Below are 14,702 nucleotides of genomic sequence, written 5' to 3'. Positions count from 1 at the left end.
GACGAGCAAAGAAAACTTGCCACGATTGCGAATGATTTTGATAAATATTTTTATCAAACCGTTTTCAGGTCGATCAACATCAGCCACGGGCCATAGCGCTCCACGCTGATTGGCAGGGCCTCGGCCAACGCCTTGAACGCCTGCTGTGGCTGGTCCAGAGGAAATACGCCCTGCACCCGCAGGTCGCGTGCCGCGGGGGCGAGCCGGATGTAGCCACGCTGGTACGGGCGCAGCGCGTCGATCACCCCATGCAGCGGCGCGTCGAGGACTTCCAGGCGGCCCTCCAGCCATGCAGCACGTTGCTGTTGCTCGCCTGTCAGCCGCTCGATGGTGTTGTTGCGTAGCAGGGCAGCCTGCCCTTGCTGCAGCTCCGCCCACTGCCCATCGGCGAGACTGGCGCGGACGCTGTGCTGCAGCACCACGACCCGTGTGGCGTCCTGCTCCTGGCTGACCATAAACCGCGTCCCCAACGCTTGCACTTGCCCTTGCGCGGTGCGCACGCGCAAGGGCCGCAGCGGATCGCGCGCAACCTGGATCAGCAACTCGCCGTGACGCAGCACCAGCAGCCGCTGCCCGGCATCGAACTGCACGTCGACCGCACTGGCGCTGTTCAGGCTCAGGCGGCTGCCGTCTGCCAAGGTGAAGCTGCGCCGCTCGCCACGGCCCGTGTGCAAATCGGCCAGCCAGCCTTGGGTAGTGTCGCTGCGCCATCCACCCCAGAGCGCCGCGCCGAACAGCCCCAGACTGGCCATGGCGCCCAGTACGTCACGCCGTGAGCGAGTAGGCTGCATCAGCAATCGGCGTGCCTCCGCTGCTTGGCCAGGGGCCCGCTGATCCAGGGCTAGCAACGCGGCGAACGGATGGCCAAGGCGTTGCTCCAGGCGGTTCCAGGCCTGTTGGTGAGCGGGGTCTTGCTGCAGCCACAGCCTGACCCGTTGCAGCAGCGCCGGGTCGGGCGCAGCGGCCCTGAGCTCGACCATCCAGTCGATGGCCTGCTCGCTGACCCGGTCCAGGGCAGGTCTGCTCATGCCTGCACCTCGCACAGGTAACATTGGCGCAGCGCCTGTTTCATGTAGCGGCTGACAGAGCGTTCGCTGATCTGCAGCTTTGCCGCGATGTCGGCGTAGTGCATGCCGTCGAGCTGGCTGTAGAGGAAGGTGGCTTTGACGACTGACGGCAAGCCGTCCAGTGCCTGATCGATGCTCACCAGGGCTTCGATCAGCAGCAGTTGCTCCTCGGCCGATGGTGCTACGGCCTCCGGCAGCCGCGCCAGGTGCTCCAGGTAGGCCTGCTCGAGCTGGCGACGGCGATGGCGGTCGAAGATCAGCCGACGGGCGATGACGGTGAGGTAGGCGCGAGGCTGCTGGATGCTGTCTGGGTCGACACGTGCGCCGAGCATCTGGCAGAACGTTTCGGCGGCAGTGTCCTCGGCGTCGGCATGGTTGCGCAGGCGTTTGTGGATGTGCTGGAGCAACCAGCGATGGTGGTCGCTGAAGAAGAATCCCAGTTTACGGGTGGATGTGCTGTCCAACGCCTGGCTTCCGGTTGTGAGTGTGAATCGTTCTCAATGGTAGCCGGGTCGTCTGATTTCCTGCAATGGGGTGCGTGCAGAACCGAGGCTGCCGCTACTTGAGTAGCGGCACTGCGCCGGTTCAGGCTGCGGCCTGGCAATCTGCAAACAGTTTTTTGCCCAAAGCATGTGCGTGGTGCAAGTGAGGGAGCTGGTCAGGCCCTTCGCTGTCATCCAGCAATGTGGAACTGAGTACTTCTGCGCCGCAATAGTCGAAGATGCCGTGCTCGATCTGCACGCGCATCGCCTCGCCATAGCCGTGCCGTTCGAAGGTGCCTGTATCGGCACCTGCAATGCCGACTAGGTGAACCTTCATGCCACGCAATTTCTTCACCGTGGTGCCTTCGTCATAGTCGAACGCCCAGCCATTGCTGAATACCCGCTCCACCCAGCCCTTGAGCAGGGCTGGCAGTGACCACCAGTAGATCGGATAGACCAGCACCAAGGCATCGGCGCGCTCGATGCGTGCCTGCTCGTTGAGTACATCAGCCGGCGGTGTTGCCAGCCCGCGGTGCACGGCATGGTCTGCCAGGCTGAAGCGGGGGTCGAAGCCTTCGCTGGCCAGGTCGGCGATTTCGCTGCTGTGGCCGACGCTGGCCAGGCCGTCGGCAACCTGCCGGGCCAGCGCGTGGGTGAGGGATTGCGGGTCATGGTGACCGACGACGATCAGGGCGTGCATGGTGGCTCTCCAGTCAAAGGGTGCAGGGTTGCCTGGCGCGTTATATACTCCAGGTAAGTTACGTTTAGTAAGTTACTTTTGGTAGGTAATCGATGTCAAGCGATGATCAAGCACGTTCACGCAAGCGCCTGAGCCGCGATGACCGACGCAGGCAGTTGCTGGATATGGCCTGGCAATTGGTGCGGGAGGAGGGCACTGATGCCCTGAGCCTGGGCCGCCTGGCCGAACAGGCGGGGGTAACCAAGCCGGTGGTGTACGACCATTTCGAGACCCGCAACGGCCTGCTGCTGGCGCTGTACCAGGAATACGATGCGCGTCAGTCGCAGATGCTGGCGCAAGCCTTGGCCAGCTGTGAAGCCAGCCTGGCCAGCCGCGCTCGGGTGATTGCCGAGGCCTACGTGGACTGCGTGATGAGCCAGGGCCGGGAGATACCCGGGGTGTCGGCGGCGCTGGCCGGGTCGCCGGAAATGGAGGCGCTGAAACGGGCGTACGAACAGCCGTTCCTGGACAAGTGCCGCGAAGCCTTGGCCGGGTTTTCGCCCAGCGGCAATGTAGGGGTTGCCGGCATGCGCCTGCTGGTGGGGGCAGCGGATGCGCTGTCCCAGGCGGCTGCAGCGGGAGAGCTGGAAGCCGGCCAGGCCAAGGCTGAGCTCAAGGCCGCCATTATCGCCATGGTCGAACGGCAAACATGAAGCGCATGTGATCACTGTGGGAGCGGGCGCGCCCGCTCCCACAGTGATCGAGCATGGCTTCGCTACACAGGCAAGCTCTGATAGGGCTGTTCATCCCCCGGGCTGCGCTCGAACTGGCGCTTGTACTCGCGGCTGAACTGCGAGGTGCTCTGGTAACCCACCCGGTGCGCTGCCTGCGCCACCCCCAGGCCTTCGCCGATCAGCATCTGCTGCGCCTTGAGTAGCCGCAAGCGCTTGAGGTACTGCATCGGTGCCATGTCGGTGCAGCGCTTGAAGTGTTCATGGAAGGTCGAAACGCTCATGTTGGCCCGCGCGGCCAGTGCCTCCACACTCAGCGGCTCGGCGTAGTGCTCGCGCAGGTGGGCGAGGGCGGCGCCGATACGGGCGAAGTGCCCCTGTTGCTCCACCAGTGCTCGCAACACACCGGCCTGCGGGCCGCGCAGCGCGGTATACAGCACCTCGCGGACGCGCGCCGGGCCCAGTACCTTGGCGTCAAGCGGGTCCTGCAGGCAGTGCAGCAGCCGTTCCACACTTTCGCGCATTGGCGCATCCAGTGCTGCGGAGGTCATCGATTGCGGTGTTTGCGCCTGTACTGCAGCGTCTGGCACCAGGCCCATGCTCTGCACCAGTTCACCCAGCACGCCACGGTCGATGTCCACCGCCACGCCCAGCAATGGCGCGTCAGGGGTGGCGAAGGTTTCGCACATGAACGGCACCGACAACGCCTGCACCAGGTAATGCCCGGCGCCGTACTCCAGGGTGCGCGGCCCCAGGCGCGCCAGCTTGCTGCCCTGGGCCAGGATCATCAGGCTGGGTTCGTAGATTTGCGGGCTGCTGGCCACATAGTGGTCCCAGCTCAGCACCTGCACCTGGGGCAGGTGCGTGGGCACAAAGCCTGGGCGCGTGGCGAGGCTGCGGATTAGTGCGCAAAGCGGCGCATTGGCGTCGACGTGACGGGTCAGTTGCATGGTGGACCAAGGGCAGAGAATCAGACAGCTTAATCATCGCAGATTGAAGGCGTGGCGCCAGCTGACAGATAGCATCTTCGGATAATCAGGCATGGATGCCGGAGAATCAGCCGTGGGCGTGACGCGGTTGGACGCGCAAAATGCGTCGCCTGAATCGTTTCACTTCACTGCGAGGTCCTGCATGTATACCGCCATCGGTTACGCCGCTCAAACTTCTGCCAGCCCTTTGGCGCCCATGACTTTCGAGCGCCGCAGCCTGCGCCCGGACGACGTCGCCATCGAGATCCTGTACTGCGGCGTATGTCACTCCGACATCCACCAGGCACGCAACGAATGGGGCATTGCCGTGTACCCGCTGATGCCTGGGCACGAGATCATCGGCCGGGTCACGGCGGTGGGCGCCAAGGCCACCGCGCACAAGGTGGGTGACCTGGTCGGCGTCGGCTGCATGGTCGACTCTTGCCGCCATTGTGAAGCCTGCGCCAAGGACCTGGAGCAATATTGCCTGGAAGGCCCCACCATGACCTACGCCACCCCGGATCGGGTCGACGGCAGCAACACCATGGGCGGTTACTCCAGCAGCATCGTGGTCAGCGAGCACTTTGTGCTGCGCATCCCGGCCGGCATGGACCTGCCCAGCGCCGCCCCTATCCTGTGCGCCGGCATTACCACCTATTCGCCGCTCAAGCACCACGGCGTTGGCCCGGGCCACAAGGTCGGCATCCTTGGCATGGGCGGCCTGGGCCACATGGGCATCAAGCTGGCCAAGGCCCTGGGCGCGGAAGTGACCCTGTTCACCCGTTCCCAGGCCAAGGCCGAGGAAGCCCGCCGCCAGGGTGCCGACCATGTTATCGTGTCCACCGATGCCGAGCAGATGCGCGCCGCGGCTGGTCGTTTCGATTTCCTGCTCGACACCATTCCGGTGCAGCACGACCTCAATCCGTACCTGGAAACACTGAAGTTCGATGGTGTGCACATCCTGGTCGGCCTGATCGAACCGATCGACCCGCCCGTGCATGCGGCCAACCTGGTGCTCAAGCGCCGGGTGGTGGCGGGGTCGTTGATCGGTGGCATCGCCGAGACCCAGGAAGTGCTGGACTTCTGCGCCGAGCACGACATCCGTTGCGATATCGAGATGCTGGATATCCGCAACATCAACCAGGCGTATGAGCGCATGATCGCCGGTGATGTGAAGTACCGGTTTGTAATCGACATGGCCACTTTGCAGGACTGATTGATCGGCTGCCTGTACTGGCCTCTTCGCGGGTAAACCCGCTCCTACAGTTGCACCACGGCATTCAGGCTATGTGCGGTCCTTGTGGGAGCGGGTTTACCCGCGAAGGGGCCGGTACAGGCTGCAAAAAATCCTGGTTCTGTTACCAGAACATCGCCTTGTCCCACCCCCGCCAGAACAACCACCGCCGCACCTCGCCATGTGCCCCGGTGCCGATCTGCCATTCAGGCCGCCCGCTATCCAGCGCAATCACCGACACCACCCCCGCGTGGCTCGCCGCCACCAGCGTTTGCCCATCGGCGCTGATATCCATCGCACTGATGGTCGAGCCCAGGTAGTGCTGCCAGTGCTCCGTACCGTCCTCGCCAAACGCCCGCAGGTAGCCATAGGCATCACCCACAATGTACTCGCCCTCGCGCGCTACCCCGGCGTATACCCGCGCGCCATCCTGCAGCAGTGGGGTACGAGGGTCCTGGCTGTAGTAGTCGGTCTCCAGCCCCGGCAAATCGGCGACGTTTACTCCCAGCGTGGCGCCGCTGTAGAAATGACAGGCATTGAGGGCCAGGTGGTCACCCGCGCGGTTGAACAACGCAAAGTGCGGGTATTCGCTGCCAGGGCCGATATCCGCCAGCGGCCTCAGTTGCGCGTCCAGTACCAGGTGGCGGCTGCCTTGCTCACCCACCACGATCAGCCGACCGTCCGCCGACACCGCGCCATGCTCCATGCTCAGCCCCAGGCTGATGTCGTCCGGGTCGGTGCCTTCGGCCAGCTCATCGAGCACGCGTGTCTGCTGCGGTAGCAGGCGAGTCGCACCCTGGGTGGACAGCACGAAGATACCTTCGGCACTCACCAGCAGCACGCGCTGGCCATCCGGGAAGGGGATCAGCGCGGTCGGTGTGGGCGGCAGGTCGAACGGCTCGAACGGGTAACCTGTCGGCAACCCCTCCAGCCCGGTTGGCCAGGCCAGGCGCTGCACTTGCGGGCCCCCCCAGCCATCGGTCACACGTATGCCTTCGGCATTGGCGAGGGCGAAATAACGGCGGGCTGGGCAGCGGCCAAAGTGCTCGATACCGATGACCGGGGTTACCCCATGATGATCGATACGCACCACCTGGCCCTTGTCGTAAGGCATGCCGATGCGTGCCAGCAGGCTGCCATCCTTCAGCAGCAGGACATTGCTGATACCTTGGCCGTGGTCTTCGAGCAACGGTACCAGGGGGTGGTGCGCAGGTGGCCAGGCTTCGCGGAAGGCTCGACGCTGCTGTTCGTCGGCGCCAGGGTGATTGGCTGCCTGCAGGGCTGCCCGCCAGGCGTCCAGCAGGTGCCCGGTGGCGGGCGCCTGTGGCTCTTCAAGATTGTCCCAGCCTTGCGCACGGCCCTGTGCGACGTAGTCGTTGACGGCCTGGGCATAGGCGATGACCGCCTGCTGCCATTGCTGCTGGGGGTGCTGCTTGTCCATGAGCGAATCGGGCTCCTTGTTGCACACGCGTTTCACACAAAGCGCGCATGGTACTCCTTCTGCCTGCCTTGCGGTTGTGAGGCCCCGGCTTGGCGCGTACCATGCCGTGCATTCCTATCAATAACAGCGCGTACGTCGGCACCCCTGCAAACGGGTGGCTGGCGTGCGAACTGTTGCCTCGTCTGCGGAGAAACGTTTCCCACCCATGAACGGACCCATACCCACCGACCTGCCACCCACGGCGGGCAGCGGCAGCTGGCTGAGCGTCATCGCCCTGGCCCTGGCGGCCTTCATTTTCAACACCACCGAGTTCGTCCCGGTGGCGCTGCTCAGCGACATTGGCCGCAGCTTCGACATGAGCACCGCCCAGGTCGGGCTGATGCTGACCATCTATGCCTGGGTGGTGGCGCTGGCCTCGCTGCCGATGATGCTGCTGACCCGTAATATCGAACGGCGGCGCCTGCTGTTGTTCGTGTTCCTGGTGTTCATCGTCAGCCACCTGCTGTCGTGGCTGTCGCAGAGCTTTGCCATGTTGCTGGTCAGCCGAATCGGCATTGCACTGTCGCATGCGGTGTTCTGGGCCATTACCGCCTCGCTGGCAGTGCGCGTGGCGCCACCTGGCCAGCAGGCCAAGGCGCTGGGCCTGCTGGCAACCGGTACCACTCTTGCCATGGTTCTGGGCATTCCGCTGGGGCGCGTGGTGGGAGAGGCGCTGGGCTGGCGCGTGACCTTCCTCAGTATTGGCGGGGTCGCGCTGGCCACCATGCTGTGCCTGATGAAGTCGCTGCCGCTGCTGCCCAGCCAGAATTCGGGCTCGTTGCGCAGCCTGCCAATCCTGTTCAAGCGCCCGGCGCTGGTGATTACCTACCTGCTGGTGACGCTGGTGATTACCGCTCAGTTCACCGCCTACAGCTACATCGAACCGTTTGCCCTGCACGTGGCGCAGATTGGCGGTGAGCGCACCACGCTGTTGTTGTTGCTGTTTGGTGGTGCCGGGGTATTCGGCTCGTTGCTGTTCAGCCGCTACAGCGACCGTTTCCCCCATGGCTTTCTGGTGGGCTCGATTGGCTTGCTCGCCGCGTGCCTGTTGCTGATGTTGCCGCTGTCGGGCAACTTTTATGCGTTTGCGGTGCTGAGCATGTTCTGGGGTGTAGCGATCCTCAGCTTCAGCCTGTCGCTGCAGTCCAAGACGTTGAAGCTGGCATCCGATGCCACCGACGTGGCCATGGCGCTGTTCTCGGGTATCTACAACATCGGGATTGGTGGCGGTGCGCTGCTGGGCAGTATCGTCAGCAGCCAGATGGACGTGGCCGATATCGGCCTGGTGGGCGGTAGTGTGGCAGTGGTCGGGCTGGTGCTGGCCGTCGCCAGCACCCGGCGCTTCCGCGAGGCGCTGACACACTGACCCAAGGCCAGCGCGCTTTTCTGTAGGAGCGGCCTTGTGTCGCGATGGACCGCAAAGCGGTCCCAGGATTTCAGCTTCGCCGCAGAAATTGCCGGGGCCGCTTTGCGGCCCATCGCGACACAAGGCCGCTCCTACAGGTGCCCCCGTAGACCAAGGGGTACCGCTTGATATTCAAGCCAGTACGGCAGCCCAGGCAGAAATCAACAGCACCGCCGCCAACACCTGGTTGAACAGCTGCAACCGGCGCGGTGCCTGCAACCAGCGGGCGCTGCCCACCCCCAGCACTGCCCACGCTGCCATGCACGGCAGGGCTATCAGTAAAAACACCAGTGCCAACTGCCACACCGGCAACGAAGGCGCGGCAAACACCCCGACCACCGCCACGGCCATCAACCAGACCTTGGGGTTCACCACCTGCAACGCTGCGGCGCTCAAAGCACTGAACCCTTGCGCCGTGGCCGCTTGCAGCGGTGCGGCGGCACTGCGCAGCATCTTCCACGCCAGCCAGCTTAGCCACAACACTCCCGCCCAACTCATCACCTGTTGGGCCAAGGGGTGACGCAGCAGCAGTTCACCCAGCCCCAGACCCACCATCAACACGATCGCCGCCGCTGCGCCACAGGCCGCAACGATTGGCGCCAGGCTCGCGCGCAAACCCGCGCGCGCGCCATGGGCCAGGATCAACAGGTTAGTCGGCCCCGGGCTGATGCTGGACACCAGGGCGAACAGAATGAAGGGCAACAACGACTGCGACATGGTTCATGGCTCCGGAAAATCGAAGCACCATGCTCGCTGCCCGCAGGCGATCAGTCTGGAAGGTTTGAGCAGCGCCTGCGGTAGTCGGCAGGGGTCAGCCGGTAGGCCCGACGGAACCAGCGCCCCAGGTGGCTCTGGTCGGCGAAGCCCAAGGCCACGGCCACTTCGGCAGGCGTCTGGCCCAGGGCGAGCAGGCGCCGCGCCCGGGCCAGGCGCAGCTGGATCAGGTAGGCATGCGGGGCAATGCCGAATGCGGCCTTGAATGCACGGGTGAGGCGAAAGCGGTCGATGCCGCAGGCCTGGGCCAGGTCTTCCAGGCCGATGTCGCGCTCCAGGTTGGCGTGCAGGTAATCACGCGCGCGTTGGGCGGTCAGCGGCAGGCGTGGGTCGGGGTTGATGCGTCGGCGCCAGTGCATGTGGCGGGTCAGGCAGGCCAGCAGGTCGTCCATGGCCGTTTGCCGGACGATGCGCAAGTCCTGGTCGTGCACGGACTGGAAGGCGAGGGCGGTGGCCCGCGCGAGGTGTTCGTCGTGGCACAGGGTGTCGGCGAAGCTGGGCAGGCTGTCGCCCGGTGCGTGCTCGAACAGCGCCCGCAGCTGTTGGTCGAGCCACGCGGGCTCCAGGTACAGCGTGGAATAGGTAAAGCCTTCTTCGGTAGGCGCCAGGCCATCGTGGATGTCGCCAGGCTCGAGCAAGAAAACTTGCCCCGGCGTGCTGCGGTGGCGCACCCGGCGGCAATTGAACTGCTGCACGCCCTGTTCGGTCAGGCCGACCAGGAAGCTGTCGTGCCAGTGCGGGTCGTAGGCATGCCCGACAAAATGTGCACGGACCGACTCGATGCCGGTATCGGCGTCTTGCTTGAGGTCGATCCAGTTGCTCATGAACGTGTGCCGTTGGCTTAAATGGCTACCTTAGCGCAACCCCTCGGCTCAGTCTGGAACGATTGTGCAGCCGTTGGTCAGTGCCCGATCACGCAGGGCCTCGAAGCGCTCGCGCAGCCACAGGTGCAATTGCGAAACCGCCGGTGTGAGCTGCTTGCGATGCGGGCATACCAAGGTGACCGGGGTAGCTTCGCCGAGCAGTTCGGGCAGGACGATTTCCAGTTCACCGGCCGCGATGCTAGCGCTGACATCCAGCCACGACTTGTAGACGATGCCTTCGCCTTGAATGGCCAGGCGACGGATGACGTCGGCATCGTCACTGACCAGCGGCCCGCGCACCTGCACGGTACGGTTGCCCAGCTGCCACTTGTCGTATACCCGGTTGTGCTGCATGTACAGCAGGCAGGCGTGTTGCTGCAGGGCGTCGGGGCTGAGCGGGCGGCCGTGGCGAGCCAGGTAGTCGGGCGAGGCGACCAGCACTCTGCGGTTCCAGTCGGCCAATGGCAGTGCGATGTAGTTGGCATCTTGGTTCAGGCCATAGCGGATGGCCACATCCACCGGGTCGCGGTTGAGGTCGGCAATCTGGTCGGACAGGAAGAAGCGCAGTTGCAATGCCGGGTGCTCGCGGCGAAAAGCACTGAGCCAGGGCAGCAACATGTTGCGGCCCATATCGGAAGGTGCCGACACCTGCAGGGTGCCGCGCAAGGTATTGGGGTTGCCATGCAGGTCTTCATGGCCCTGGCGCAGGCTTTCCAGCACATTCAGCGCGGTGGGCAGGTAGCGCTCGCCCTCGGCGGTCAGGCGCAGGCTGCGAGTGGTGCGGGCGAACAGGCGCACATCCAGGTCACGTTCCAGGCGTTTGATTGCGGCAGCCACCTGGCCCGGCAGCAAGCCTGCCTCATGGGCAGCGGCAGTGAAGCTGCCCAGCACGCTGCTGCGGGCAAACAGTTCGAGATCGGCGATGCGCAGCATTTTCACTCCATGGATGAAAGTGTTGCTGCATTGTGCCGGTTTTTCTTTTCTGCCGGAAAGATAAGATGCGCGGTAAATCCACTGTTCATTCCGGAGTTGCTGCATGGATACCGTCTCGCTGGCCAAGCGCCGCTACACCACTAAAGCCTACGATGCCTCGCGCCGTATTCCCCAGGCCACTGTCGATGCTCTGCTTGAACAGCTGCGCCACAGCCCGTCCTCGGTCAACTCCCAGCCTTGGCACTTCATCGTCGCCGACACGGCCGAAGGCAAGGCCCGGCTGGCAAAGAGCACCACCGAGGGTTTTGCCTACAACACGCCCAAGCTCCTCGATGCGTCCCGCGTGATCGTGTTCTGCACCCGCACCGAGATGACCGAAGCGCACCTGAATGCGGTGCTTGATCAGGAGGCTGCCGATGGCCGTTTCCGTGACGAGCAAGCCCGCGCCGGGCAAAACCAGAGCCGCCGCCATTACGTCAACCTGCACCGCTTCGACCAGAAGGACGCGCAGCACTGGATGGAAAAGCAGACTTACCTGGCCTTGGGCACGGCGTTGCTGGGGGCAGCGGCACACGGTCTGGATGCAACGCCGATCGAAGGCTTCGACAGCAAGGCGCTCGATGCCGAGCTGGGCTTGCGTGAGCGTGGCTTCACAAGCGTGGTGATACTCAGCCTGGGTTATCGCAGTGAATCGGACTTCAACGCGGGGCTGAACAAGTCACGGTTGCCGGCTTCGCAAGTGTTCACGTTCCTCTGAGATTGCCGGGGCCGCAAGCGGCCCCACCTTCGAAAAACAGCCAGTCCGGCGATCAGTGAATGGCCACCGGGTTGATGTTCACCTGGGTCGAGCCCTTGTACAGCGGCTGCCCCAGCACGAACAGGAACTCGAACGCCTTGTCCCGCACCAGCGCACGCGTGTCGATCAGTTCCAGGTTGTAGATACCCCGTTTGGCCAGCATGAACTGGTTGACCGGGAACTCGTCGCCGCTCGGGTTCGGGTACACCTCGGAGGCCCACGTATCGCCACCAAAGGCGACAATACCCTGGTCCGCCAGCCATTCGGCCGCCGGCAGGTCGATGCCCGGCTCGGTGGCAAGGAATTGCTGGTTGTCCTTGCCGATCAGCTCCAGCCAACCGGTATTGAACAGCACCACATCACCCTTGCGCAGGGTGATGCCTTGTTTCTTCAGCACGGCCTTGATGTCAGCGACGGTAAATGCGGTGCCGCCCGGGACGATGGCCTTGCCGTAGTAGGCCGTCATGTCCAGCACCACACCACGGGTGACCATTGGCGGTACTTTTTCCACGCCCAGCCTGATCACGCCTTCGACGGTGACAAAGTCGGCCGCCTTGTTACCGTTGTAATAAACGTTGTCTATGCCGATATGGCCGATGCCGTTGAGCTGGGTGCCGACGCCGGTCCAGCCGTTGACCAGTTCATCGTTGAAGCTGAACTTGTTGCGGCCCAGGGTCTGGCCCGCCTGCTCGCCGGGCTGGATGTTGTAAAGGTGGAAGCTGCGGTGGCGGAATGCCGGCAAGTCCTTGCTCACGGGCACGGCCAGGGGGTAGGTCTTGCCGGTCTTTACCAGGCCGACAGCCTGCTTGACCACCTCCGGGGTGAGCAGGTTGGCGGCGCCGATTTCATCCTGTTTGCCGTAGGGCGAGGTCTGCCAGTCGGCGGCCAACGTGGCCTGGGCAGTGGTCGCCAGGGCGACGGCCAGTAGCAAGGGCTTGAAGCATGTCATCGAGTACTCCTGAAAAATGCGTTGTCAGGAGCGAATTCTGCGCAGGGCAGGCTTGGGGAAAAAGCGGCCCGCGGGACAATGACTTTTGCCTGCCGGTCAATAACTACCCTCGTGCAGCGCCAGGCTCTGGCGCAACTGTTCGAGCATGGCCACGCGCAGTGCCTGCGGGGCCTGGATGCGGATAGAACCTGCTTGGGACAGCAGCCAGCCCATCAGCGCCCGGTTGTCGTCAACACTGGCCACCAGCGTGGCGCCGCCGCTCGCTTGCGGCGTCAGTTGCATGTCTGCTGACAGGGGTGATTGCTCCAGGCGCAAGGCCAACGCGTCATCAACCCAGGCATGCAGTTCAATCTGGGCCGTGGGCGTAAGCACGTCGGGTTGTAGCTGCTGGGCTTCGCCCAGGCTCAGGCCCGGTTGCCAATACCAACCATACGGCATGCCTTTACTGTTGCACTGCAACGGGAACAGCGCGGCGAGCTCGACCAGGTCGCGCTCGACGGTGCGTTTGCTGGTGGAATGGCCCACGGTTGTCAGGGCGGCCTGCAACTGGGTGGAGCTCATGCCCGGGTGGCGGCCGGGCAGCAACTTGAGCAGCTGCCACTGGCGGGCAATGGTGTGGCGGGTAGGGTGGCTGGGCAAAGGCTTCGTCCTTGAAGGCAGGCACGAAGCCCGCCAGGGTAGTGGCGTATAGCTATTGCCCAGCATACCTTGTCATAGAATGGGATCCAAGTTTTCCCCGAATGCCTCCAGTTGAATTCAGATAGCGAGGCTGTCGACCACGCCGCCGTCGACCCGCAGGGCCGCGCCGGTGGTGGCGGAGGAATAAGGGGAGGCGAGGTACACCACCAGGTGGGCAACCTCATCGACATCGGCGACGCGCTGGATGATCGAGCTTGGCCGCGCGGTGCGCACGAAGTTGTCCGCCTCTTCACGAATGCTGCGCCCGGAGGCCTGCGCTGCATCGGCCACCATCGCGGTCACGCCATCGGTCAGGGTCGGGCCCGGCAACACCGCGTTCACGGTAACCCCGGTGCCGGCCAGGCGCTTGGCCAAGCCATGGGAAACGGCCAGGTTGGCGGCCTTGGTCACGCCGTAGTTGATCATGTCGGCAGGGATGGCGATACCCGATTCCGAGGAAATGAACAGGATCCGCCCCCAGCCGTTCTCGACCATGCCCGGGGCATAGTGGCGTGCCAGGCGCACACCGCTCAGCACGTTGGTTTCGTAGAAGCGCGCCCACTCGCTGTCGTCCACCTCGAAGAAGTCGACGTCGTCGTAGATGCCCAGGTTGTTGACCAGGATGTCGGCCCGGGGGTGGGCAGCGAACAGGGTTTCGGCACCGGCGGCGGTACCCAGGTCGGCGACCACGCCGTGTACCTGGCCACGGCCACCTTGCTTGCGAACTTCGGCGACGGCGGCGTCCAGCGACTTCTGGCTGCGGCCGGCAATGACCACGTCGGCATTGGCGCGGGCCAGGCCACGGGCGATGGCCAGACCAATACCGCCGGTCGAGCCGCTGATGATGGCGGTGCGCCCGCCGAGGTCGATGTTCATGGGATGGCTCCTGTAAGTGAGTTGCAGTGATGCAAGCCATCCAAGTGAAGCACGTTCAGTCAGTAAAAGACGGACTTCCACTGGGTCGAGACCTGGTCCGGGGGCCTTTCGCCTGCTGACCCGCCTGCGTGAAGTTGGCGTGATCAAGCCTTGGGGCGTGGGCGGCAGCCGTGACGAGCTGATCGAGCACTGCCGTCTCTGAACAATACAGGGTTGTTTGTGTCCTATATATGGACCAAAATATGGTCCTGATTCGAGGGCGAAAAAATGCAGAACATCTTTGCTGACGTGACCGTAAGCGTGTCGGAACTGAAAAAGAACCCATCTGCTGTAATGACCGGAGCTGCGGGCATGCCCGTCGCAGTGCTTAACCATAATCGCGTGATGGGATACATGGTGCCGGCCGAGCTGTATGAGGCCATGATGGAGCGCCTGGAAGATCTCGAATTGAGTGAATTGGCCAAGTCCAGGCTGGGGGAAAAAGGCGTACCGGTGTCTCTGGATGACCTATAAGCTCGAATTCCTGCCCTCAGCGCTAAAGGAGTGGGGCAAGCTGGGCCACACCGTGCGCGAACAGATCAAGAAAAAACTCGGCGAGCGTTTGCAATCCCCCAAGGTGCAGGCCGATGCGCTGCGCGACCTGCCGAACCACTACAAAATCAAGCTCAAGGCCTCCGGGTATCGCCTCGTCTATCGGGTCGAGGACGAGCGTATCGTTGTGGTGGTGGTATCGGTTGGCAAGCGCGAGCGCAGCGAGGTCTATCGAGCCGCTCAGAAGCGCTGAGCC

At 63.8% G+C, this 14,702-nt stretch carries 17 protein-coding genes; 6 read left to right on the top strand and 11 right to left on the bottom strand.

The window, feature by feature from the left end:
* Positions 1 to 53: 53 nt before the first annotated feature.
* From ABI582_RS02310 to ABI582_RS02300, 3 genes are all read right to left on the bottom strand, one after another.
* Entirely contained in the window at positions 54 to 1,028 is a 975-nt protein-coding gene (locus tag ABI582_RS02310; protein WP_442118284.1) for a FecR family protein, read from the bottom strand.
* Positions 1,025 to 1,531, bottom strand: coding sequence for a sigma-70 family RNA polymerase sigma factor (locus ABI582_RS02305; protein ID WP_338746858.1), 507 nt, complete (start codon positions 1,529 to 1,531; stop codon positions 1,025 to 1,027). Before ABI582_RS02305 ends, ABI582_RS02310 begins: the two co-directional genes overlap by 4 nt.
* Positions 1,532 to 1,652: 121 nt before the next feature.
* Entirely contained in the window at positions 1,653 to 2,249 is a 597-nt protein-coding gene (locus ABI582_RS02300; protein WP_258911252.1) for an NAD(P)H-dependent oxidoreductase, read from the bottom strand.
* A 92-nt stretch (positions 2,250 to 2,341) separates the two neighbouring features.
* Here ABI582_RS02300 and ABI582_RS02295 point away from each other — a divergent pair, with 92 nt between their 5' ends.
* Entirely contained in the window at positions 2,342 to 2,941 is a 600-nt protein-coding gene (locus ABI582_RS02295) for a TetR/AcrR family transcriptional regulator (RefSeq protein WP_258656396.1), read from the top strand.
* A gap of 62 nt (positions 2,942 to 3,003) precedes the next feature.
* Here the strand turns inward: ABI582_RS02295 and ABI582_RS02290 are convergent, their stop codons facing one another.
* On the bottom strand, positions 3,004 to 3,909 hold the full coding sequence (locus tag ABI582_RS02290; protein ID WP_014591584.1) for an AraC family transcriptional regulator: 906 nt from the start codon (positions 3,907 to 3,909) through the stop codon (positions 3,004 to 3,006).
* Positions 3,910 to 4,090: 181 nt separating this feature from the next.
* On the opposite strand from ABI582_RS02290, the gene calA reads away from it, so the two are divergent.
* Positions 4,091 to 5,143, top strand: coding sequence for a vanillin reductase (gene calA / locus ABI582_RS02285; RefSeq protein WP_442118283.1), 1,053 nt, complete (start codon positions 4,091 to 4,093; stop codon positions 5,141 to 5,143).
* 142 nt (positions 5,144 to 5,285) lie between these two features.
* Here the strand turns inward: calA and ABI582_RS02280 are convergent, their stop codons facing one another.
* A complete protein-coding gene (locus ABI582_RS02280; protein WP_442118282.1) occupies positions 5,286 to 6,602 on the bottom strand; it encodes a hypothetical protein in 1,317 nt (438 codons plus the stop codon).
* 205 nt (positions 6,603 to 6,807) lie between these two features.
* Between ABI582_RS02280 and ABI582_RS02275 the strand changes: the two genes are divergently transcribed.
* Positions 6,808 to 8,007: a sugar transporter gene (locus ABI582_RS02275; RefSeq protein WP_442118281.1), complete on the top strand. Its 1,200-nt coding sequence runs from the start codon at positions 6,808 to 6,810 to the stop codon at positions 8,005 to 8,007.
* Positions 8,008 to 8,178: 171 nt separating this feature from the next.
* Here the strand turns inward: ABI582_RS02275 and ABI582_RS02270 are convergent, their stop codons facing one another.
* The 3 genes from ABI582_RS02270 to ABI582_RS02260 are packed head-to-tail and all read right to left on the bottom strand — an operon-like array spanning position 8,179 to position 10,616.
* Positions 8,179 to 8,763 carry a LysE family translocator gene (locus ABI582_RS02270; RefSeq protein WP_258656400.1) on the bottom strand — a complete coding sequence of 195 codons (585 nt, stop codon included), beginning with the start codon at positions 8,761 to 8,763 and terminating at the stop codon, positions 8,179 to 8,181.
* 50 nt (positions 8,764 to 8,813) lie between these two features.
* Complete coding sequence (locus ABI582_RS02265) at positions 8,814 to 9,644, bottom strand: AraC family ligand binding domain-containing protein (RefSeq protein ID WP_442118280.1); 831 nt, start codon at positions 9,642 to 9,644, stop codon at positions 8,814 to 8,816.
* A 48-nt stretch (positions 9,645 to 9,692) separates the two neighbouring features.
* Positions 9,693 to 10,616, bottom strand: a complete 924-nt coding sequence (locus ABI582_RS02260) for a LysR family transcriptional regulator (RefSeq protein WP_338746863.1) — start codon at positions 10,614 to 10,616, stop codon at positions 9,693 to 9,695.
* 103 nt (positions 10,617 to 10,719) lie between these two features.
* Between ABI582_RS02260 and nfsB the strand changes: the two genes are divergently transcribed.
* On the top strand, positions 10,720 to 11,373 hold the full coding sequence (gene nfsB, locus ABI582_RS02255; RefSeq protein ID WP_442118279.1) for an oxygen-insensitive NAD(P)H nitroreductase: 654 nt from the start codon (positions 10,720 to 10,722) through the stop codon (positions 11,371 to 11,373).
* Positions 11,374 to 11,425: 52 nt separating this feature from the next.
* Here the strand turns inward: nfsB and ABI582_RS02250 are convergent, their stop codons facing one another.
* The 3 genes from ABI582_RS02250 to ABI582_RS02240 all read right to left on the bottom strand — a co-directional run bounded on the left by ABI582_RS02250 (position 11,426) and on the right by ABI582_RS02240 (position 13,915).
* The gene (locus tag ABI582_RS02250) at positions 11,426 to 12,361 is read right to left on the bottom strand and encodes a cyclase family protein (protein WP_442118278.1); all 936 of its coding nucleotides are present in this window, start codon (positions 12,359 to 12,361) and stop codon (positions 11,426 to 11,428) included.
* Between the two features lie 96 nt (positions 12,362 to 12,457).
* Positions 12,458 to 13,000: a WYL domain-containing protein gene (locus ABI582_RS02245; RefSeq protein ID WP_338746865.1), complete on the bottom strand. Its 543-nt coding sequence runs from the start codon at positions 12,998 to 13,000 to the stop codon at positions 12,458 to 12,460.
* A gap of 117 nt (positions 13,001 to 13,117) precedes the next feature.
* Positions 13,118 to 13,915 carry an SDR family NAD(P)-dependent oxidoreductase gene (locus tag ABI582_RS02240; protein ID WP_442118277.1) on the bottom strand — a complete coding sequence of 266 codons (798 nt, stop codon included), beginning with the start codon at positions 13,913 to 13,915 and terminating at the stop codon, positions 13,118 to 13,120.
* Positions 13,916 to 14,182: 267 nt separating this feature from the next.
* On the opposite strand from ABI582_RS02240, the gene ABI582_RS02235 reads away from it, so the two are divergent.
* Both ABI582_RS02235 and ABI582_RS02230 read left to right on the top strand, forming a co-directional pair.
* Positions 14,183 to 14,428 carry a type II toxin-antitoxin system Phd/YefM family antitoxin gene (locus ABI582_RS02235; RefSeq protein WP_016500420.1) on the top strand — a complete coding sequence of 82 codons (246 nt, stop codon included), beginning with the start codon at positions 14,183 to 14,185 and terminating at the stop codon, positions 14,426 to 14,428.
* A complete protein-coding gene (locus ABI582_RS02230; RefSeq protein ID WP_132839670.1) occupies positions 14,418 to 14,699 on the top strand; it encodes a type II toxin-antitoxin system RelE family toxin in 282 nt (93 codons plus the stop codon). Before ABI582_RS02235 ends, ABI582_RS02230 begins: the two co-directional genes overlap by 11 nt.
* Positions 14,700 to 14,702: the final 3 nt, after the last annotated feature.

Origin of the sequence: Pseudomonas sp. SAS7, assembly GCF_052112345.1 — a bacterium.
In the GTDB taxonomy this organism is placed as follows: domain Bacteria; phylum Pseudomonadota; class Gammaproteobacteria; order Pseudomonadales; family Pseudomonadaceae; genus Aquipseudomonas; species Aquipseudomonas putida_Q.
The sequence above is the reverse complement of the archived record's forward strand: the minus strand, read 5'-3'. Positions and strand labels throughout refer to the sequence as shown.